The sequence below is a fragment of the Pseudomonas sp. MB-090624 genome, assembly GCF_003205245.1.
Taxonomy (GTDB): Bacteria; Pseudomonadota; Gammaproteobacteria; order Pseudomonadales; family Pseudomonadaceae; genus Aquipseudomonas; species Aquipseudomonas juntendi.
The window spans coordinates 56,689-75,745 of record NZ_QJRK01000035.1 but is presented as its reverse complement, the minus strand read 5'-3'; the positions used below and the strand labels follow the sequence as shown (position 1 = coordinate 75,745).

Annotated in this window: 19 protein-coding genes; 13 read left to right on the top strand and 6 right to left on the bottom strand. The window is 62.4% G+C overall.

What is annotated here, in order from left to right; translation table 11 throughout:
• Window positions 1-22 precede the first annotated feature (22 nt).
• Together DMX12_RS19465 and DMX12_RS19460 are read right to left on the bottom strand one after the other, a co-directional pair.
• Window positions 23-436: a hypothetical protein gene (locus DMX12_RS19465; RefSeq protein WP_054906239.1), complete on the bottom strand. Its 414-nt coding sequence runs from the start codon at window positions 434-436 to the stop codon at window positions 23-25.
• A 54-nt stretch (window positions 437-490) separates the two neighbouring features.
• Entirely contained in the window at window positions 491-904 is a 414-nt protein-coding gene (locus tag DMX12_RS19460; RefSeq protein WP_029887968.1) for a hypothetical protein, read from the bottom strand.
• Window positions 905-988: 84 nt separating this feature from the next.
• Here DMX12_RS19460 and DMX12_RS19455 point away from each other — a divergent pair, with 84 nt between their 5' ends.
• Complete coding sequence (locus DMX12_RS19455; protein WP_110679183.1) at window positions 989-2,062, top strand: aminopeptidase; 1,074 nt, start codon at window positions 989-991, stop codon at window positions 2,060-2,062.
• A 417-nt stretch (window positions 2,063-2,479) separates the two neighbouring features.
• Here DMX12_RS19455 and DMX12_RS19450 read toward each other — a convergent pair whose 3' ends face one another.
• Window positions 2,480-3,130 carry an HAD family hydrolase gene (locus DMX12_RS19450; RefSeq protein ID WP_110679182.1) on the bottom strand — a complete coding sequence of 217 codons (651 nt, stop codon included), beginning with the start codon at window positions 3,128-3,130 and terminating at the stop codon, window positions 2,480-2,482.
• Window positions 3,131-3,154: 24 nt separating this feature from the next.
• Window positions 3,155-3,703 (bottom strand): gamma carbonic anhydrase family protein, encoded by a 549-nt coding sequence (locus tag DMX12_RS19445; protein WP_029886284.1) that lies wholly within the window; start codon window positions 3,701-3,703, stop codon window positions 3,155-3,157.
• A 102-nt stretch (window positions 3,704-3,805) separates the two neighbouring features.
• On the opposite strand from DMX12_RS19445, the gene prlC reads away from it, so the two are divergent.
• The 6 genes from prlC to DMX12_RS19415 all read left to right on the top strand — a co-directional run bounded on the left by prlC (window position 3,806) and on the right by DMX12_RS19415 (window position 12,084).
• Window positions 3,806-5,857, top strand: a complete 2,052-nt coding sequence (gene prlC / locus DMX12_RS19440) for an oligopeptidase A (protein WP_256598968.1) — start codon at window positions 3,806-3,808, stop codon at window positions 5,855-5,857.
• A complete protein-coding gene (locus DMX12_RS19435; RefSeq protein WP_054904489.1) occupies window positions 5,854-6,135 on the top strand; it encodes a YheV family putative zinc ribbon protein in 282 nt (93 codons plus the stop codon). Before prlC ends, DMX12_RS19435 begins: the two co-directional genes overlap by 4 nt.
• Window positions 6,136-6,220: 85 nt before the next feature.
• Window positions 6,221-8,233 (top strand): M3 family metallopeptidase, encoded by a 2,013-nt coding sequence (locus DMX12_RS19430; protein ID WP_256598965.1) that lies wholly within the window; start codon window positions 6,221-6,223, stop codon window positions 8,231-8,233.
• A 62-nt stretch (window positions 8,234-8,295) separates the two neighbouring features.
• Window positions 8,296-9,345 carry a PA0069 family radical SAM protein gene (locus DMX12_RS19425; protein ID WP_009683613.1) on the top strand — a complete coding sequence of 350 codons (1,050 nt, stop codon included), beginning with the start codon at window positions 8,296-8,298 and terminating at the stop codon, window positions 9,343-9,345.
• 293 nt (window positions 9,346-9,638) lie between these two features.
• Window positions 9,639-10,358, top strand: coding sequence for a carbonic anhydrase (locus DMX12_RS19420; RefSeq protein ID WP_009683612.1), 720 nt, complete (start codon window positions 9,639-9,641; stop codon window positions 10,356-10,358).
• A gap of 190 nt (window positions 10,359-10,548) precedes the next feature.
• The gene (locus tag DMX12_RS19415) at window positions 10,549-12,084 is read left to right on the top strand and encodes a SulP family inorganic anion transporter (protein ID WP_220466497.1); all 1,536 of its coding nucleotides are present in this window, start codon (window positions 10,549-10,551) and stop codon (window positions 12,082-12,084) included.
• A 70-nt stretch (window positions 12,085-12,154) separates the two neighbouring features.
• On the opposite strand, the gene DMX12_RS19410 is transcribed toward DMX12_RS19415, so the two are convergent.
• Window positions 12,155-12,796, bottom strand: a complete 642-nt coding sequence (locus DMX12_RS19410; protein WP_029886289.1) for a hypothetical protein — start codon at window positions 12,794-12,796, stop codon at window positions 12,155-12,157.
• A gap of 369 nt (window positions 12,797-13,165) precedes the next feature.
• On the opposite strand from DMX12_RS19410, the gene coxB reads away from it, so the two are divergent.
• From coxB to DMX12_RS19390, 4 genes are read left to right on the top strand one after another with little or no spacing between them, the layout of a single operon-like run.
• The gene (gene coxB / locus DMX12_RS19405; protein WP_054911457.1) at window positions 13,166-14,293 is read left to right on the top strand and encodes a cytochrome c oxidase subunit II; all 1,128 of its coding nucleotides are present in this window, start codon (window positions 13,166-13,168) and stop codon (window positions 14,291-14,293) included.
• Between the two features lie 43 nt (window positions 14,294-14,336).
• A complete protein-coding gene (gene ctaD / locus DMX12_RS19400) occupies window positions 14,337-15,926 on the top strand; it encodes a cytochrome c oxidase subunit I (protein WP_054911456.1) in 1,590 nt (529 codons plus the stop codon).
• A gap of 10 nt (window positions 15,927-15,936) precedes the next feature.
• On the top strand, window positions 15,937-16,503 hold the full coding sequence (locus DMX12_RS19395; RefSeq protein ID WP_029886291.1) for a cytochrome c oxidase assembly protein: 567 nt from the start codon (window positions 15,937-15,939) through the stop codon (window positions 16,501-16,503).
• Window positions 16,504-16,519: 16 nt separating this feature from the next.
• Complete coding sequence (locus tag DMX12_RS19390; RefSeq protein ID WP_029886292.1) at window positions 16,520-17,407, top strand: cytochrome c oxidase subunit 3; 888 nt, start codon at window positions 16,520-16,522, stop codon at window positions 17,405-17,407.
• Between the two features lie 99 nt (window positions 17,408-17,506).
• Here the strand turns inward: DMX12_RS19390 and DMX12_RS19385 are convergent, their stop codons facing one another.
• Entirely contained in the window at window positions 17,507-17,710 is a 204-nt protein-coding gene (locus tag DMX12_RS19385; protein WP_003258925.1) for a twin transmembrane helix small protein, read from the bottom strand.
• A gap of 51 nt (window positions 17,711-17,761) precedes the next feature.
• Here DMX12_RS19385 and DMX12_RS19380 point away from each other — a divergent pair, with 51 nt between their 5' ends.
• Together DMX12_RS19380 and DMX12_RS19375 are read left to right on the top strand one after the other, a co-directional pair.
• On the top strand, window positions 17,762-18,499 hold the full coding sequence (locus DMX12_RS19380; protein WP_110679180.1) for an SURF1 family protein: 738 nt from the start codon (window positions 17,762-17,764) through the stop codon (window positions 18,497-18,499).
• Window positions 18,468-19,049 carry a hypothetical protein gene (locus DMX12_RS19375; RefSeq protein WP_009683603.1) on the top strand — a complete coding sequence of 194 codons (582 nt, stop codon included), beginning with the start codon at window positions 18,468-18,470 and terminating at the stop codon, window positions 19,047-19,049. The genes DMX12_RS19380 and DMX12_RS19375 overlap by 32 nt, the downstream gene beginning before the upstream one ends.
• The last annotated feature ends 8 nt before the right edge of the window (window positions 19,050-19,057 follow it).

The following is a 19,057-nucleotide window of genomic DNA, read 5'->3' as shown; positions in this document are numbered from 1 at the left end:
CCCCCTACCCGCACCCCCCCGCCTACGGAATACAGAACACATCGCTAGGCTCATTCACCAGCACCGTGCGGCTGGCGTCATACAGCAATACCTGCGGCTCCATTACCGGCGCCCGCGCCTCCAGGCGATAACGTTCCCCAGCCTTGAAGTCATCGAAGCGCACAGTCAGGTAACAGGTACGGTCCCTGGGGTCGGTCAGCATCCCGCCAGAGTAGATCTCGTAATCGAAGCGCACGACCAGCTCATGCTTGCCGGGGGTTACCTGAAAGTATCGGCCGTCTTCCAGGCGCTTCCCGTCAAGGCGGTCGGCCATGATTACCCGGCCGGGGGTCATGGTGTACAAGTCGACCCAGGCTTGCTTGGGGTCGACCGGCGGCAAGGGGCTGGCGCAAGCCCCCAGTGCACTGAGGGCGATCAGCATCATGGGCTGGCGCATGGCAAAGCTCCCACTTGCGATTGGCACGTTAACAGCATAGCGCCGTTTGCGTGGTTAGGTGTGCTGGCAGCCCGCTGGCAGGCCCTGGCCCAGCAGTTTTTGTTGCTGGTCATACAACTTCACCCACGGGCGGAAGCCGATGCTCCCGGCCTGCAACTGATAGCGTTGCCCGGCGTTGAAGTCTTTGAACGCCAGCTTTACCTGGCAATCTCGCCACAGGGGTTGGTCGACCGGGCCGATGTTGCTGGGGTTGACCGGAAACTGGTAGCGCACGGTCAACTCGTGGCTGCCAGGCTGCACTTCGAAGTACCGGTTGTCGGCCCAATCGCGCTCATCGACCTGCACCGCGTGCAACGAGGTGTTGTCGTAGGGCGTGAGGTCGATCCAGGCCTGGTTCGGGTCTGGGTCTGGCAGCGTTGAACAGGCAGATAACAGCAACAGTGAACCGGCGACCCACAATGCACGCATGGCGAAACTCCCCCGTGGCGAGATAGTCTTGGAGCGAATCGGCCTTGAGCGAGTCAGACAGTCCCGATGCTTCGACTTTTTCTTATGCAGCGCTCAGGCCCTGGGCCACTCGACCGCGTTTTCACCCGTTTGGTTCCGCTGCTGGCGGTGCTTCTGCTGAGCGGTTGCAGCAGTGCGGCCTATTACGGCCAGCTTGCGCAAGGCCAGTGGCAACTACTGCGCGCGCGGCAACCGGTGGAACAGGTGGTCGCCGACCCTGCTACCCCTCCCCTGTTACGGGCGCGCCTGCAACGGGCGGAACAGGCGCGGGCGTTTGCCAGCCAGCAGCTGAAGCTGCCGGATAACCGCAGCTATCGGGTATACGCCGACCTTGGGCGCCCCTATGTGGTTTGGAATGTTTTCGCCACGCCAGAGCTCTCACTGCAACCGGTGACCCACTGTTTTCCGATAGCGGGTTGCGTGGCGTACCGCGGCTACTACCAGCAAGGTGCAGCGCGTGGCGCGGCAGCGTTGATGCGTGAGGAAGGGCTGGATGTGTACGTGGGCGGGGTGGAGGCCTATTCCACCTTGGGCTGGTTCGACGACCCTATTCTGTCGTCGATGGTGGGCTGGGGTGACGAACGCCTGGCGACCTTGATCTTTCACGAGCTGGCGCACCAGCGCTTTTACGTGCAGGACGACACCGAGTTCAACGAGTCCTTTGCCTCGTTCGTCGAACAGGAAGGCACCCGGCAATGGCGCGCGGCGCGTGGCCTGGCTGCGGTGGGTGGCGATCAGGGGCAGCAGCGGGAGCAGTTTATCCAACTGGTGCTGGCCAGCCGCGAGCGGTTGCAGGCGATTTACGCCGGGCCGCTGGATGATGCGCACAAGCGCCAGGCCAAGCGGGCGGAGTTCGCGCGGCTCAGGCGTGACTACCAGCAGGTGCGGGACAGCCAGTGGGGCGGCGACAAGCGCTTTGACGCCTGGGTGTACGGGCCCATGAACAATGCCAAGCTGTTGCCGTTCGGGCTGTATGACCAGTGGGTGCCGGCGTTTGCGGCGGTGTTTCGCGCGGTTGACGGGGATTGGGGGCGGTTCTATGAACGGGTTGAGCAGTTGGGGAGGTTGCCCATTGCTGAAAGGAAGGCGGCGTTGCAAAAGTTGATGGCTGGCCGGTGAGACTTTGGGGCCGCTTTGCGGCCCATCGTCGGCAAGCCAACTCCCACGGGGATCGCATCAGGGCAGACAGGTGTTTGCCACAAGGTATGCAGCGCCTGTTAGAGCGAGCGCCGCCCGCGCGGCGCATCGCGAGCTGCGCTCGCTCCTACGTTTGTTTCGGGCCAATTATTCCTGTGGGATTTGCGCGCGAACGCCTTGGCGCATGCCTCAAAATCGCGTCGTACGAACAAGGCGGCCGCGCGCATCTGGCACAGGGGTTACTGGCCCGAAACAAACGTAGGAGCGAGCGCAGCTCGCGATGCGCCGCGCGGGCGGCGCTCGATCTCACAGGCGCTGAAGGTGCTGCGGCTACCCTTGCCAGAAACCATAGAATCTCCCACAGTGACCGCATGGGCTGCAAAGCAGCCCTGAAGGCCCTCAGGCCTTGGTAAATGCCTGATGCATCTCGGCCAGCGTGGCGAAGTGGAAAGCCGGTGCTTCGGCCATCAACTCCTCCCGGCTACCAAACCCATAGCCCACCGCCACGGCCTGCAAACCATTGCTGCGCGCGCCGATCAGGTCATGCTTGCGGTCACCGATCATCAGCGTCTGCGCCGGGTCCAGCCCTTCTTCGTCCAGCAAATGGCGAATCAGCTCAACCTTGTTGGTGCGCGTGCCGTCCAGTTCGCTGCCGTAGATCACCTTGAAGTGGTGGTCGAAGGCGAAGTGCCGGGCAATTTCGCGGGCAAACTCCCACGGTTTGGAGGTGGCGATATACAGCGTGCGGCCCTGGCTGTTCAGGGCTTGGAGCAGCTCCGGCACGCCGGCGAACACCAGGTTTTCGTACAGCCCGGTCACGCGGAAGCGCTCGCGGTAGTAGTTCACCGCCTCCCACGCCTTGGCTTCGTCGAAACCATAGAACTGCATGAACGCCTGCAACAAAGGTGGGCCGATGAAGTGCTCGAGGCGGGCCAGGTCTGGCTCATCGATGCCCAGCTTTGCCAAGGCATACTGGATAGAGCGGGTGATGCCCAGGCGTGGGTCGGTCAGGGTGCCGTCGAGGTCGAACAGGATGTTTTGCTGGTGCATGTACAAGGTTCCACGCGAATGCGCTCATTCAGGTTGATCGAAGCCTTCGGCCAGGTGCTGGTCCTTGAGCTTCACATAGTTGCTGGCGCTGTAGGCGAAAAACGCCCGCTCCTGGTCATTGAGCAGCCGCGCCTGTTTCACCGGGCTGCCCATGTACAGGTAGCCGCTGACCAGGCGTTTGCCTGGCGGCACCAGGCTGCCGGCGCCAATGATCACTTCATCCTCCACGATCGCACCGTCCATGACCGTGCTGCCCATGCCGACCAGAATGCGGTTACCCAACGTACAGCCATGCAGCATCACCTTGTGACCGATGGTCACTTCGTCGCCGATGATCAGCGCGAAGCCGTCCGGGTTGAACGGGCCGGCGTGGGTGATATGCAGCACGCTGCCGTCCTGCACGCTGGTGCGCGCACCAATCCGGATGCGGTGCATGTCGCCGCGCACCACGGTCAGTGGCCAGACCGAGCTGTCTTCGCCGATTTCAACGTCGCCCAGCACCACCGCCGAACGGTCGACGAATGCCCTGGGCCCCACTTTCGGAGTGTGTTGCTGGAAGCTGCGAATGGCCATGATAGCGTCTCTCATCTGTGTCGATAGGCAGGCTGCCTGCTGCGGTCGGCGTCGATTGTAATTAAGATGGGGCAGTGTTTCTTCTGCCAAGGTATCCGAACCGTGAGTGCGAACAACCCGCTTCTGCAGTCCTACGATCTGCCGCCCTTCTCGCAAATCCGTGCCGAACACGTGTTGCCGGCGATCGAAGCGATCCTGGCCGACAACCGTAAAGCCATTGCCGAGATCCTCCAAAAGCAAGGCAGCAATCCCACCTGGGCCGGCCTGGTGCTGGCCATGGACGAACTGAACGACCGCCTGGGTGCGGCCTGGAGCCCGGTCAGCCACCTCAACGCGGTGTGCAACAGCGCTGAATTGCGCGAGGCTTACGAGTCGTGCCTGCCAGCGCTCAGCGCCTACTCTACCGAACTGGGCCAGAACCGTGCGTTGTTCGAAGCCTACCAGGCGCTGATCAGCGGCCCGGAGGCCGCCGGTTTCGATGTGGCGCAAAAAACCATACTCGAACATGCCCTGCGTGACTTCCGTCTGTCGGGTATCGACCTGCCAGCGGACAAGCAGCAGCGCTATGCCGATGTGCAAAGCAAGCTCAGTGAGCTGGGCAGCCGCTTCTCCAACCAGTTGCTGGACGCCACCCAGGCCTGGACCAAGCATGTGACCGACGAGGCCGCACTGGCCGGCCTGACCGATTCGGCCAAGGCGCAAATGGCCGCTGCAGCGCAGGCCAAGGGCCTCCACGGCTGGCTGATCACCCTGGAATTCCCCAGCTACTACGCCGTGATGACCTACGCCAGCGACCGCGCCCTGCGCGAAGAGGTGTACGCGGCCTACTGCACCCGCGCTTCGGACCAGGGCCCGAACGCTGGCCAGCACGACAACGGGCCGGTGATGCAGCAAATCCTCGACCTGCGTCAGGAACTGGCCGAGCTGCTGGGCTACAAGAACTACGCCGAGCTGAGCCTGGCGACCAAGATGGCCGAGTCCAGCGACCAGGTACTGAGCTTCCTGCGCGATCTGGCTCAACGCTCCAAGCCGTTCGCCGCGCAGGACCTGCAGCAGCTCAAGGCCTATGCCGCCGAGCAAGGCTGCCCAGAGCTGGCCAGTTGGGACGCCGGGTACTATGGCGAAAAGCTGCGCGAACAGCGCTACAGCGTGTCGCAGGAGGCCCTGCGCGCCTACTTCCCGATCGACAAGGTACTTAGCGGCCTGTTCAGCATCGTGCAGCGCCTGTATGGCATCGAAATCGCCGAGTTGAAGGGCTTCGACAGCTGGCACCCGGATGTCCGCCTGTTCGAAATCAAGGAAAACGGCCAGCATGTCGGGCGCTTCTTCTTCGACCTGTATGCCCGCGCCAACAAGCGCGGGGGTGCCTGGATGGACGGCGCCCGTGACCGGCGCCGCACTGCCAGCGGCCAGTTGCAAAGCCCGGTGGCCAACCTGGTGTGCAACTTCACCCCGGCTACGCCTGGCAAGCCGGCGCTGCTGACCCATGATGAGGTCACCACGCTGTTCCACGAATTTGGCCACGGCCTGCACCACATGCTGACGCGCATCGAGCATGCCGGGGTTTCCGGCATCAATGGCGTGGCCTGGGATGCGGTCGAGCTGCCTAGCCAGTTCATGGAAAACTGGTGCTGGGAGCCGGAAGGCCTGGCGCTTATTTCGGGGCATTATGAAACCGGTGCGGCCCTGCCACAGGACCTGCTGGACAAGATGCTGGCGGCGAAGAACTTCCAGTCGGGCATGATGATGGTGCGCCAACTGGAGTTCTCGCTGTTCGACTTCGAACTGCATGCCAGCCATGGTGACGGGCGTAGCGTGCTGCAGGTGCTCGAAGGCGTACGCGATGAGGTCTCGGTCATGCGCCCGCCGGCGTACAACCGTTTCCCCAACAGCTTTGCGCACATCTTTGCTGGCGGTTACGCAGCGGGTTACTACAGCTACAAGTGGGCTGAAGTGCTGTCGGCCGACGCTTTCTCGCGCTTCGAGGAAGAAGGCGTGCTGAATGCCGAAACCGGCCGCGCCTTCCGCGAAGCGATCCTGGCGCGTGGCGGCTCGCGCGAGCCCATGGAACTGTTCGTCGACTTCCGTGGCCGTGAGCCTTCCATTGATGCATTGCTGCGCCACAGTGGCTTGGCCGAGGCCGCTGCGGCATGAGTGAGGTAGCCGTGAACAAGACCAAGAAGCGCTTTATTGCCGGGGCTGTATGCCCGGCATGCAGCCAGCCCGACAAACTGATGATGTGGAGCGAAGACGACGTACCGCACCGTGAGTGCGTAGCCTGCGGCTTTACCGATACGCTCAACGAACAGGGCTTGTCGGTGCCCAAGGAGCTGGGGACACGGGTCAACCACCTCGAACCGAAACCCCCTGCGGCCAAGGTACAGACGGTGCAGTTCTTCCCTAATCCGAAGTTGAAGAAACCCGCAGAGTAAGGGTACTGGGCGTTACATAGAGCTTCTGCGGGGCAACAGGGGGCTGGCTACAGTGTCGGCCCCTGACTTGCCCCTGAGGTGCTTCGTGAATCACGGCCTTGCTCGAATTGCCCATGGCTTGCTCGACTACCCGTCGCTACGGCCCGAGCAGCTCCAACCCGCCTTCTTGTCCATTCGCGACGCCAATGTCGCAGCGCTCGAACAGATCATCGAACACAGCGGCCCGGCGCCAGGTTGGGATAGCTTGGTGCTGGCCGTCGAGCAGCTTGACCAGCGGCTGGAAGACCTACTGCACATGCTCGTGCCGTTGGTGTACGAAAGCCAGGCATGGGCTGTGGAAGTCGATGCTTGTAATCAGTTGCTGCTCGACTGGGCGCGATACAAGCACGAGCACTCAAGGTTGTATGAAGCCTACCAGCGCCTCGATCCCGCGCAGCTGGATGACGAGCGCCAGACTGTGCTCAAACTGATCCTCACGGCGTTCCGCCACGCCGGCCATGGTTTGGGCGCTAGCGCGCGCAAGCAACTGCACACCACCGAGCAGGCGATCGTCGGGCTTGAGCAGCAATTCATGAGTAACCTGATCCAGGCACGTGAGGCCTGGACTTGCCTGGTGCCGCACGAGGCGCGCCTGGCCGGCCTGCCAGGCGTTGAGCGTGATCGGCTGGCAGTCAAGGCTGCGGCGCAGGGCCAGGCGGGTTGGCTGCTCGACCTTGACGAGCGCACGGTGCAAGTGGTCCTTGAGTGGGCCGACGCGCGTGATTTGCGTAAAGAGGTTTATCAGGCCTCACGGCAGCTGGCTTGCGACCTGAGTGGCAACTACGCCCTGGACAATGGCCCGGTGCTGCAGGCGCTGTTGCGGCTGCGTCATGAGCGTGCGCGGCTGTTGGGCCTGGCCAACGCGGCGCAGTTGAGCCTTGAAGCCAAGGACTCGCGTGACACCTCGCAGGTCGAGGCCTTCATCAACGCCTTGATCCAGCAGAACAGCGCGCGCCTGCAGGAGGAGCTGAAGGCGATGCAGGTGCTGGGTAGCGAATTGGGTATCGAGGCGCTTGCCCCGTGGGACGTGGCATACCTTGGCCGAAAGCTGCGGCTGCAAGGCAACGACGCGATCGATGCCAGCCTGCGCGAGCGTTTCCCCCTGAGCAGCGTCCTGCAGGGGCTGTGGCAACTGCATGAACAGGTGCTTGGCGTGCGTATCGTGGCGTGCGATGTGGCAGGTTGGCACCCCGATGTGCAGGTACTGGAGGTAATGGACGGGCATGCCCGCCTGGGGCATATCTACCTGGATGCCTACCAACGCCCAGGCAAGCTGCCCTGGCCGTACAGTTATCCCATGCGCCAGCGCCATGTGGAGGCCGACGGTGTGGTGACGTTGCCCGCCGTTCTGCTTTCCTGCTGTTTCGAGCTGCAGCCTGGGCAAGTCACGCCCAACTTGGACCACGCAGACCTTTGCAAGCTGTTCCACGAGGCGGGCCATGCCCTGCATCAGTTGCTGGTCACCAACCAGCACCGGCGCCTCAATCGCACCGCCACTTCCGCGCTGGGCGCCGATGCCTGCGAATTCGTCGGCACCTTGCTCGAACAGTGGTGCTGGTCTGCCCCGGCACTGTTGGCCTTGCCGCAGCCGGAAACGGGTACGCCGCCAGTGTCATTGCCACAGATGCAGCAGTGGCTCGCTGGCAAACGTCGTTTCCAGGCGGTGGCGGAAGCCGAGCAACTGCGGCTGTGCTGGTTCGATCTCGTCGCGCATTGCGACGATCGCGCCCGCCACGACCTTCGCCAACTGGCGGTTGCCGCAACCCAGCAGGTCGGCTTGCCGCAAGCCTTCGCCCAGGACAGGTTTGCCGAAGGGTTCGATTACATGGTCACGGGTTATGAAGCGGGTTATTACTGCTACAAGTGGGCGCAGGTCCATGCCATTGACGCGTTCAGCGCATTCGAGGCGGCCGACGCCGATCATCGGGCGCTGGGCCGCCGCCTGCGCGACGAAATCCTGGCCAAGGGCGGGATGCGCCGGATGACGGCGTCTTTCAACGCATTCGCCGGCAGGCCCATGTCGCTGGAGCCGTATGCAAGGCGCCACTTGTCTCCCTGACAACAAGGGTGAAGGCGCTGCTGGTAATATACTGTATGCATAACCAGTTAGGGGCTAACAGCATGGATCCTGTTCGCGGTCGTGGTACCCGCCATAACCCACACAATCGTTTTGCACCACGCCAGTCGGTGCTCGAAGACGATGGCTGGTATCAGGAGGTGCCCGTCACCCAAGGCACCGAGGTCAGGGCTGAAACCGCCAAGACCATCATCGCGCGCAATACTTCCCCTGACCTGCCCTTCGACCGCTCGATCAACCCCTACCGCGGTTGCGAGCACGGCTGTATCTACTGCTATGCCCGCCCGTCCCATGCCTACTGGGATCTGTCCCCAGGCCTGGACTTCGAAACCAAGCTGATCGCCAAGACCAACGCCGCCGAGGTACTGGTGCAGCAGTTGAGCAAACCTGGGTATAAGTGTGCACCGATCAACCTGGGCTCCAACACTGACCCGTACCAGCCCATCGAGCGCGAGCAACTGCTGACTCGGCGCCTGCTTGAGGTACTGCTGCGTTTTCGCCACCCGGTGACCATCGTCACCAAAGGGGCCCTGGTGCTGCGCGACCTCGACCTGCTCGCCGACATGGCCCGCCAGCGCCTGGTGCGGGTGATGATCAGCCTGACTACGCTGGACGATGACCTCAAGCGGGTACTCGAGCCCCGGGCGGCAGCACCAGGGGCGAGGTTGCGGGCCATTCGTGTGCTGCGCGAAGCAGGCGTGCCGGTGGGCGTGTTGTGCTCGCCGATGATACCGATGATCAACGACAGCGAACTGGAGCGCCTGTTGGAAGCGGCCAAGGCGGCCGGGGCGCAGAGCGCGGCGTACATGCTGCTGCGCTTGCCGCTGGAGGTGGCGCCGCTGTTCGAGCAGTGGCTGCACGACCATTACCCACAGCGCGCTGCGCATGTGCTGAGCCTGATCCGCCAGAGCCGCGATGGCGAGCTGTACGACAGCCGCTTTGGCACACGCATGCGGGGTGAGGGGGTATTTGCCGAGTTGCTGGCGCAGCGTTTCGCCAAGGCGATGAAACGCCTGGCGTTCGAAGGGCGCGAGTCACAGGTGCTGGATTGCTCGGCCTTTTCCCCGCCGGGCGAGCAGATGGCACTGTTCTGATAGCCAAGGTAAACACGCCCTACAGAAAGCCTCACTAATGGCAGCCAATAATTACGCTAATACATATTGGCAGTTGATGTTTTTTTGCTATTATTCAGATCCCGCCTTTTATATCTGGAACGCCCGTTCTAGAGCCCTCGAATTAAGTTTCAGTTAAGTTTTCCCGGTTAGCGTAGGCAACCAATCCACACCGACTGTGATCTATGGGCTGTGCGTGTCATCTAAAACCCTGCATAGCCAGAATCTTTAACCGGTAAAATGGATTTACCTACACACCGTCAAGAGGATGAATCATGCCCGTCAAGGACCCATCCAAGGTCGTACCGCAGGTCCCCGCTGAAAGCGCCGATGCTGCCCTGAAGCACATCGTCGACGGTTTCCTGCGCTTTCACCATGACGTCTTCCCTGAACAGCAAGAGCTGTTCAAGAAGCTCGCCACTGCGCAAACACCGCGCGCCATGTTCATTACCTGCGCCGACTCTCGCATCGTGCCCGAACTGATCACGCAAAGTTCGCCAGGCGACCTGTTCGTGACCCGTAACGTAGGTAACGTAGTACCGCCTTATGGCCAGATGAACGGTGGCGTTTCCAGCGCTATCGAGTACGCGGTGATGGCACTTAAAGTGCACCACATCATCATCTGCGGCCACTCCGACTGTGGCGCGATGCGTGCGGTACTCAACCCGCAATCGCTGACCAAGATGCCAACCGTTGGCGCCTGGCTGCGCCACGCCGAAGTGGCCCGCACCGTGGTCGAGAACAACTGCTCGTGCGGCAGCGAACATGAAAGCATGCAAGTGCTGACCAAAGAGAACGTCATTGCCCAGCTGCACCACTTGCGCACCCACCCTTCGGTGGCTTCGGGGCTTGCAGCGGGTCAGCTGTACATCCATGGCTGGATCTACGACATCGAGACCAGCAGGATCGAAGCCTACGACGCTGCCAGCGACAGCTTCATGCCCCTGGCCGCAGGCCAACCGGTGCCATGCGCCACTCCGAGAGGCCGCTACTAAGCGACCCGTCCGCCGTTAGAACCTTGATAGCCGGCTGCACCCTGTAAGGGTGTGGCGCGGCCTTCGGCTGCCCTGAATACCCTGACTGCCCTGCCGGCGAGCCCGCTGGCGGCCCGCGCCTGCGCGCTTGTCGGGGACCCAACGTGCCCATGGCCAGGGGAATGGCCGTGCGACTAGAGAAAGGAGAAACATGGTGAACATTACACAGCTGAAAGCGGCCCTGCCGCGTGAGTTGCTGGCTTCGGTGGTGGTCTTTCTGGTGGCCCTGCCCTTGTGCATGGGCATTGCCATCGCCTCGGGCATGCCGCCGGCCAAGGGCCTGATTACCGGCATTATCGGCGGGGTCGTGGTCGGCTTCCTCGCCGGTTCGCCGTTGCAAGTCAGTGGTCCGGCGGCGGGCCTTGCGGTGCTGGTCTTCGAGCTGGTACGCCAGCACGGCATGGCCATGCTCGGGCCGATCCTGCTATTGGCCGGTTTGCTGCAATTGCTGGCCGGGCGCCTGCGCCTGGGCTGCTGGTTCCGCGTCACCGCGCCGGCGGTGGTCTACGGCATGCTGGCAGGCATTGGCGTGTTGATCGTGCTGTCGCAGGTGCATGTGATGTTCGACACCGCACCGCAGCCATCGGGTATGCAGAACCTTGTGCAGTTCCCGGCGACCCTCGCTGCGGCCATGCCGCACGAAAGCGCCGGCGCTGGCTGGATAGCCGGTGCGCTGGGCCTGGGCACCATCGCCATCATGTGGGGCTGGGAACGTTTGCGGCCGCAGCGCCTGCGCTTTGTGCCAGGCGCCCTGCTGGGTGTGGCGAGCATGACCATCATCAGCATGTGGTTGGCCTTGCCCGTGAACCGCGTGGAAGTACCGGCTGACTTGTCCGAAGCCATCGACTGGCTCCGCCCCGGTGACTTGATGCAATTGGCCGACCCTGCCCTGCTCGTCGCCGCCTTTGCCCTGGCATTCATTGCCAGTGCCGAAACCTTGCTGTCCGCGGCTGCGGTCGACCGCATGCACAGTGGCCAGCGTTCGGACTTCGACCGTGAGCTGTCCGCACAGGGCATTGGCAACATGCTCTGCGGGGTGCTGGGTGCACTGCCGATGACCGGGGTGATCGTACGTAGCTCGGCCAACGTGCAGGCAGGTGCGCAAACACGCGCTTCGGCCATTTTCCATGGCTTGTGGCTGCTGGCTTTCGTGGTGGCGTTGAGCAGTGTGCTGCAGCAGATACCGGTCGCCAGCCTGGCAGGTGTGCTGGTGTTCACGGGGATCAAGCTGGTCGACTTCAAGGCGTTCCGAGGGTTGGGCCGTTATGGCCGCATGCCGATGTTCACCTATGCGGCGACGGCGCTGGCGATCATCTTTACCGACCTGCTGACTGGCGTGTTGCTTGGCTTTGCCCTGACCTTGCTGAAGCTGGCATTCAGGGCGGCACGGTTGAAGATCAACCTGGTCGATCTGGCAAAGCCTGGGCACATGGAATTGCGGCTCAGTGGCGCCGCGACCTTCCTCAAGGTACCGGCATTGACCCAGGTGCTCGATGGCGTGCCGGCGGGCACCACGTTGCATGTGCCACTGGGTAACCTGAGCTATATCGACCACTCGTGCCTTGAATTGCTGGAGGACTGGGGGCGCAGCAATGCTGCCAATGGCTCGCGGTTGCTGATCGAACAGCGGCGGTTGAAGCGGCGAATCGAGGGGCGGTTACGGACTACGGCGGGTGTGGGGGCCTGAGGTTGAAGTTCTGTAATGCCTGAACTGGCCTTTTCGCGGGTGAACCCGCGAAGAGGCAGGCACAGGATTATCAGGTCGGCTGACCCAGCTCGACACCCAGCTGACGCGACAGGCACGGCCAGCGCTTCCACGCCTCACCGGTTGCCGGGCTAGTCAGCGTCTCGCGGTAGGCTTCCACCGACTCAGCCGCAAAGCTTGCGTCATTGAGCATCTCATCCACCGAGTGGTGCACCACTTCATCCAGCTGGTTGGCAAATTCTTCGCCGATCAACTGGTGGGCAATCAGGTTGGCGACGGTGGTGTCGACCGGGATCAGCGGCTGCTGGAAGTGACGGATGTACAAGTCATTCACCTCCTCTACCAGGCGGTGCGCCAGGTACGCCTCATCTAGCAGGCAGTCCAGCCCCACATGCCCGTTCATGACCTCGGGTGGCTGCAGGAAATAAGCTTCGGCAATTTTCAATACAGGCTTGATCTGCGACTCGATGCCGGCCTCAAGGGCGACTTCATGGGCCGCCTCCAGCAGTTCCGGAACCTGTTCGATGTAGGCGCTGACGAAGCGCGCCAAAGTACCCTGTGCGTCCTGCTCAGGCAGTTGGATCGAGGGGTGCAGGTGGGGCAGTTGCAGCTCGAGACGCTGTTTCAATTGGCCAGTCTGGCCTTCATGTTGATGGGCTTGGCTTACCTGCTCGCGTACAGCAGCGATGTTCATGACAACTCCAGGGACATTACGTTTCAAACGGAAGACACTAAATTAGCTCGGTATACGGCATACCTAAGACGAATTTGTTATAACTGAGTTCAACTTCTGCGTTACCTGGAATATAGCATGGCCACTATTTGGCCATACCCCCTCAAGCCTGCGGTTTTCAGGGGGTATAGCTGTTTCGTGAAGTTCATTTCATTGCCTTCGTTGCGCGGCATTGGTCGCTGTCTATACTCCCGGTGAACGTGATTCGTTGATGAGGCCCGACTGCTTTTAGCAGGGGCTCGGTCGTTGAAGCCAGGCAGTCTTGACCGCCGTTCCCTCTTGCCGCAGGCCACGCCTCCGGGAAAACAAGAACGAGAAGGGGAACCCGCAATGATGCGACATCCACCTGTCTGGATGGGCCTGCTGTTGTGGTCGGTTCTGGGTCAGGCCAACGCTGCCTGGACCGTGAACATGCACCCGGGGGCGACGGAAGTCTCCAACGCCGTCTTCGATCTGCACATGACCATCTTCTGGATCTGCGTGGTCATCGGCATCGTGGTGTTCGGCGCGATGTTCTGGTCCATGGTCATCCACCGCCGCTCCACCGGCCAGCAAGCCGCGCATTTCCACGAGCATACCTGGGTGGAAATCCTTTGGACCGTGGTCCCGTTCCTGATCCTTGTGGCCATGGCCATACCGGCCACCAAGACCCTGATCGACATCTATGACGCCAGCGAGTCGGATATCGACATCCAGGTCACCGGCTACCAGTGGAAGTGGCATTACAAGTACCTGGGCCAGGACGTGGAGTTCTTCAGCAACCTGGCCACCCCCGCCGAGCAGATTCACAACCAGGCGCCCAAAGACGAGCACTACCTGCTGGAGGTCGACCAACCGCTGGTGTTGCCGGTGGGTGCCAAGGTGCGCTTCCTGGTGACGGCGGCCGATGTGATTCACTCGTGGTGGGTGCCCGCCTTCGCGGTCAAGCGCGACGCCATTCCCGGCTTCGTCAACGAAGCCTGGACGCGCATCGAGAAGCCAGGCATCTACCGCGGCCAGTGTACCGAGTTGTGCGGCAAGGACCACGGCTTCATGCCCGTGGTCGTCGAGGTCAAGTCCCAGGCCGACTACGACACCTGGCTTGGCGAGCGCAAGGCAGAGGCGGCCAAGCTCAAGGAGCTGACCAGCAAGGAATGGACCCTGGACGAGCTGGTGGCGCGCGGCGACAAGGTCTACCACACCACCTGCGTGGCCTGTCACCAGGCCGAAGGCCAGGGCCTGCCGCCGATGTTCCCGGCGCTGAAAGGCTCGAAGATCGCTACCGGGCCGAAGGAAGGTCACTTGAGCATCGTTTTCCACGGCAAACCCGGTACCGCCATGGCCGCCTTCGGCAAGCAACTGTCGGAGGTCGATATCGCTGCCGTGGTGACCTACGAACGCAACGCCTGGGGCAACAACAAGGGCGACATGGTCACGCCGAAGGACGTGCTGGCGCTGAAGCAGGCAGAAGCCAAGTGAACCGGGTTACTCGCGGCAATCAGTGGATTGCAGGAGACAGGACATGAGTGCAGTGATCGACGACCACGCCCACGGCCATGACCATGCGCACGGCCCGGCCAAGGGCCTGATGCGCTGGGTGCTGACCACCAACCACAAGGATATCGGCACCCTGTACCTGTGGTTCGCCTTCCTCATGTTCCTGTTGGGTGGCTCGTTCGCCATGGTGATCCGCGCCGAGCTGTTCCAGCCGGGGCTGCAGATCGTCGAACCGGCGTTTTTCAACCAGATGACCACCATGCACGGGCTGATCATGGTCTTCGGCGCCGTAATGCCGGCCTTCGTCGGCTTGGCCAACTGGATGATCCCGCTGATGATCGGCGCGCCGGACATGGCCCTGCCGCGCATGAACAACTTCAGCTTCTGGTTGTTGCCGGCGGCGTTCCTGCTGCTGGTTTCAACCTTGTTCAGCCCCGGTGGCGGGCCGAATTTCGGCTGGACCTTCTACGCCCCGCTGTCGACGACCTATGCCCCGGCCAGCGTCACCTTCTTCATCTTCGCCATCCACCTGATGGGTGTCAGCTCGATCATGGGGGCGATCAACGTGATCGCGACCATCCTGAACCTGCGTGCCCCCGGCATGACCTTGATGAAAATGCCACTGTTCGTCTGGACCTGGTTGATCACTGCGTTCCTGCTGATTGCAGTGATGCCGGTGCTGGCAGGGGTGGTGACCATGATGTTGATGGACATCCACTTCGGCACCAGTTTCTTCAGTGCGGCTGGCGGTGGTGACCCGGTGCTGTTCCAGCATGTGTTCTGGTTCTTCGGCCACCCCGAGGTGTACATCATGATCCTGCCCGCCTTTGGCGCGGTCAGCTCGATCATCCCGGCATTCTCGCGCAAGCCCCTGTTTGGCTACACCTCGATGGTGTACGCCACCGGGGCCATCGCCTTCCTGTCGTTCATCGTGTGGGCGCACCACATGTTCGTGGTCGGTATTCCGGTGGTCGGCGAGCTGTTCTTCATGTACGCCACCATGCTGATTGCGGTGCCCACCGGCGTGAAAGTGTTCAACTGGGTCAGCACCATGTGGGAAGGCTCGTTGACCTTCGAAACCCCGATGCTGTTCGCCATAGCCTTCGTCATCCTGTTTACCATCGGCGGCTTCAGTGGGCTGATGCTGGCGATCGCACCGGCCGACTTCCAGTACCACGACACCTACTTCGTGGTGGCGCACTTCCACTATGTGCTGGTGCCTGGGGCCATCTTTGGCATCTTCGCCTCGGCCTACTACTGGCTGCCGAAGTGGACCGGCCACATGTATGACGAAACCCTTGGCAGGCTGCATTTCTGGCTGTCGTTCGTCGGCATGAACCTGGCCTTCTTCCCCATGCATTTCGTGGGGCTGGCCGGTATGCCGCGGCGCATACCCGACTACAACCTGCAGTTCGCCGATTTCAACATGGTGTCTTCGATCGGCGCGTTCATGTTCGGTGCCACGCAGATCTTCTTCCTGTTCATCGTCATCAAGTGCATCCGTGGCGGCGCCCCTGCGCCGGCCAAACCCTGGGACGGCGCTGAAGGCCTGGAGTGGTCCATCCCTTCGCCTGCGCCCTACCACACCTTCCAGACACCGCCGGAAGTGAAGTAGGAGCGCCGCCATGACAGGCCTTTCGCTGAAGCGCCTGGTAACGCGCCTGCTGATGCTGACGGTGGTGATGTTCGCCTTCGGCTTTGCCCTGGTGCCGATCTACGACGTGATGTGCAAGGCCTTCGGCATCAATGGCAAGACCGGCGGGCAGTACGAGGGCAGCCAGGTCAGTGACCCCTCGCGGTCGGTCCGGGTGCAGTTCATGTCGACCAACGCCAGCGACATGGTCTGGGACTTCTACTCCAGCGCCGATCAGCTGGAGGTCCACCCCGGTGCGGTCAACCAGATGATCTTCATTGCCCATAACCCGACCGACCGGCCGATGAGTGCCCAGGCGATACCCAGCATCACCCCCGCCGAAGCCGCGGCGTACTTCCACAAGACCGAGTGCTTCTGCTTTACGCAGCAGGTGCTGCAACCCGGCCAACGCATCGAAATGCCGGTGCGCTTCATCGTCGACCGCGACCTGCCGGCCAGCGTGAAGCACCTGACGCTGGCCTACACCTTGTTCGACATCACCGCTCGCCACCCGCCGGTCGCTCAAGTTGCGGCCCAGGCCGTCCAGGGCGCCCGTTAAGGGAAGGAGAACAGCAATGGCAAGTCATGAGCATTACTATGTTCCGGCGCAGAGCAAGTGGCCGATCATCGCTACCCTCGGCATGTTCATCAGCGTGTTCGGCCTGGGTACCTGGTTCAACGACATGAAGGCCGGGCACCCGGAGTCGCACGGGCCGTTGATTTTCTTCGTGGGTGCTCTGTTTCTGGCCTACATGTTGTTCGGCTGGTTCGGGGCGGTGGTCAAGGAAAGCCGTGCAGGGCTATACAGCGCGCAGCTGGACCGCTCTTTCCGCTGGGGCATGAGCTGGTTCATCTTCTCGGAAGTGATGTTTTTCCTGGCCTTCTTCGGCGCGCTGTTCTACGTGCGCGTGCTGGCGGGGCCGTGGCTGGGTGGCGAAGGGGCCAAGGGTGTTGCCCATATGCTCTGGCCCGGCTTCGAGTTCACCTGGCCGCTGTTGCACACGCCGGACCCGAAGCTGTTCCCGCCGCCCAAGGAAGTGATCGACCCGTGGCACCTGCCGCTGATCAATACCCTGTTGCTGGTCAGCTCCAGCGTGACCATCACCCTGGCCCACCATGCGTTGCGCCGCGACCACCGCGGGGCGCTGAAAGGCTGGATGGCGCTGACCATCGTTTTGGGCATCAGCTTCATCGCGCTGCAGGCCTTCGAGTACCACGAGGCCTATACCAAGCTGGGGCTGACGCTGGGCTCGGGTATCTATGGCGCTACGTTCTTCATGCTCACGGGTTTCCACGGCGCGCACGTGACCTTGGGCACGATCATCCTCATTGTGATGTTCGTGCGTATTCTGCGTGGCCACTTCAACCCGCAGAAACACTTCGGCTTCGAAGCGGCCAGCTGGTACTGGCACTTCGTGGATGTGGTGTGGGTGGGGCTTTTCATCTTTGTGTATGTGCTGTGACTAGCGAACCCTGTGGGAGCGGGCGCGCCCGCGAATGCGCCGGTGCATTCAACATCGCATTCGCGGGCATGCCCGCTCCCACAGGGCGAGGTGAAAACGTCAGAAAGGGGCGTGAGATACGAGCTGACCACTGATGAAGCCCCAGGCGACCAGCCCTATGGTCAGCGCCGCCAGGGTCACCCGCACCGTCAGCGCTTTCAGCAGGCGGGTCGAGTTTTCATCATCTTTGACCAGAAACACCAGGCCACTGAACAGACTGGCGATCGTGGCCAACAGCATCAGGACAATCGCGGCCTTGAGCATGGCGCTACTCCCGGGGGATGCGGTGATGTGGATAAGTATAGCGAGGCGCCCGTGAGGCCGTTTCGCCCAGGCTGGGTACCCACCTTGGTGGTACTTGCACTGCTACCGGGGCTGATCGCGCTTGGCTGCTGGCAACTCGGCCGGGCCGAGGAAAAGCGCGCATTGCTGGCCAGCTACGCCGAGCGACGTATCGAAGCGCCGCTGGCGACCAGCCAGCTGAATGGCAACGAAGACAATGCCTTGCGCCGCGTGCACCTGTATGGCCGCTTCGACGCCGAGCACAGCGTGCTGCTGGACAACCGCATGCGCGACGGTCAGGCCGGTGTCGAATTGCTGCAACCCTTCCACGACCAGGCCAGCGGCCTGTGGCTGCTGGTCAATCGCGGCTGGCTTCCCTGGCCGGACCGCCGCGTACCGGTGCACTTCGATACCCCCGCCCAGGCCTTGGCCCTCGACGCCTCGGTGTATGTGGTACGCGGCAACACGTTCCAGCTGCACCCGGACCCCGTCGGCGGCCAGTGGCCGCACCTGTTGACCGCCATCGACGCGGCACAACTGTGGGCGCAGCTCGGGCGTGAGGGGTTCGCCCACGAACTGCGCCTGGAACCTGGCCCGGCAAGCTACCGCCTGGGCTGGCCCATCGTGGCCATGGGCCCGGAAAAACACATGGGTTACGCCGTGCAGTGGTTTGCCCTGGCGATCGCCCTGGTGCTGCTCTACCTCTATTTCGGCTGGCGCCAAAACAAGGAGAAAAGCCATGGCCACCGCCACTCCACTGGACGTGCCTGAACGTAGCAAACCCAAAGCCCGCGGGCGTTTGCAGCTGTTGCTGATTCTTCTGGTGGTGCTTGGCCCGATGGTCCTGGCCACCAGCATGTACAAACTCAACTTCTGGGTGCCGGAGGGCCGCAGTTACCACGGCGCCATGATCGGCAACGGTGAGAGCCGTGCCGACCTGGGCGTGGCCGGCGAAGACGGGCGCTGGCAGTTGCTGGTCAGCGCGCCGCAGGCCTGTGCCGAGGAATGCCAGCGGCTGGTGTACCTGGCCCGGCAGATCCAGGTCGGCCTGGGCCGTGATGCCAGCCGGGCCAGCCATGCGCTGGCCGCCGCCCAGCCGCTGAGCGCCGACTACCAGGCCCTGCTCGGGCGCGAATACCCGCAATTGCAACGCTACCCGCTGGATGCGCCGCGCTACCTCAAGCAGGTCGGCGAGGTTGCCCCGCAGCTGTGGATCGTCGATCCGCACGGCAACCTGGTGCTGCGCTACGGCGCCAAGGTCAACGGCAAGCATGTGCTGGATGACCTGCGCCATCTGCTCAAGCTGTCCAATATCGGCTAGGAGCCTGC

Excerpts from the sequence above, each read along its gene's own strand:
- DMX12_RS19465 (WP_054906239.1), bottom strand. The coding sequence starts at position 436 with ATGCGCCAGCCCATGATGCTGATCGCCCTCAGTGCACTGGGGGCTTGC.
- DMX12_RS19460 (WP_029887968.1), bottom strand. The coding sequence starts at position 904 with ATGCGTGCATTGTGGGTCGCCGGTTCACTGTTGCTGTTATCTGCCTGT.
- DMX12_RS19455 (WP_110679183.1), top strand. The coding sequence starts at position 989 with ATGCAGCGCTCAGGCCCTGGGCCACTCGACCGCGTTTTCACCCGTTTG.
- DMX12_RS19450 (WP_110679182.1), bottom strand. The coding sequence starts at position 3,130 with ATGCACCAGCAAAACATCCTGTTCGACCTCGACGGCACCCTGACCGAC.
- DMX12_RS19445 (WP_029886284.1), bottom strand. The coding sequence starts at position 3,703 with ATGGCCATTCGCAGCTTCCAGCAACACACTCCGAAAGTGGGGCCCAGG.
- DMX12_RS19435 (WP_054904489.1), top strand. The coding sequence starts at position 5,854 with ATGAGTGAGGTAGCCGTGAACAAGACCAAGAAGCGCTTTATTGCCGGG.
- DMX12_RS19425 (WP_009683613.1), top strand. The coding sequence starts at position 8,296 with ATGGATCCTGTTCGCGGTCGTGGTACCCGCCATAACCCACACAATCGT.
- DMX12_RS19420 (WP_009683612.1), top strand. The coding sequence starts at position 9,639 with ATGCCCGTCAAGGACCCATCCAAGGTCGTACCGCAGGTCCCCGCTGAA.
- DMX12_RS19415 (WP_220466497.1), top strand. The coding sequence starts at position 10,549 with ATGGTGAACATTACACAGCTGAAAGCGGCCCTGCCGCGTGAGTTGCTG.
- DMX12_RS19410 (WP_029886289.1), bottom strand. The coding sequence starts at position 12,796 with ATGAACATCGCTGCTGTACGCGAGCAGGTAAGCCAAGCCCATCAACAT.
- coxB (WP_054911457.1), top strand. The coding sequence starts at position 13,166 with ATGATGCGACATCCACCTGTCTGGATGGGCCTGCTGTTGTGGTCGGTT.
- ctaD (WP_054911456.1), top strand. The coding sequence starts at position 14,337 with ATGAGTGCAGTGATCGACGACCACGCCCACGGCCATGACCATGCGCAC.
- DMX12_RS19395 (WP_029886291.1), top strand. The coding sequence starts at position 15,937 with ATGACAGGCCTTTCGCTGAAGCGCCTGGTAACGCGCCTGCTGATGCTG.
- DMX12_RS19390 (WP_029886292.1), top strand. The coding sequence starts at position 16,520 with ATGGCAAGTCATGAGCATTACTATGTTCCGGCGCAGAGCAAGTGGCCG.
- DMX12_RS19385 (WP_003258925.1), bottom strand. The coding sequence starts at position 17,710 with ATGCTCAAGGCCGCGATTGTCCTGATGCTGTTGGCCACGATCGCCAGT.
- DMX12_RS19375 (WP_009683603.1), top strand. The coding sequence starts at position 18,468 with ATGGCCACCGCCACTCCACTGGACGTGCCTGAACGTAGCAAACCCAAA.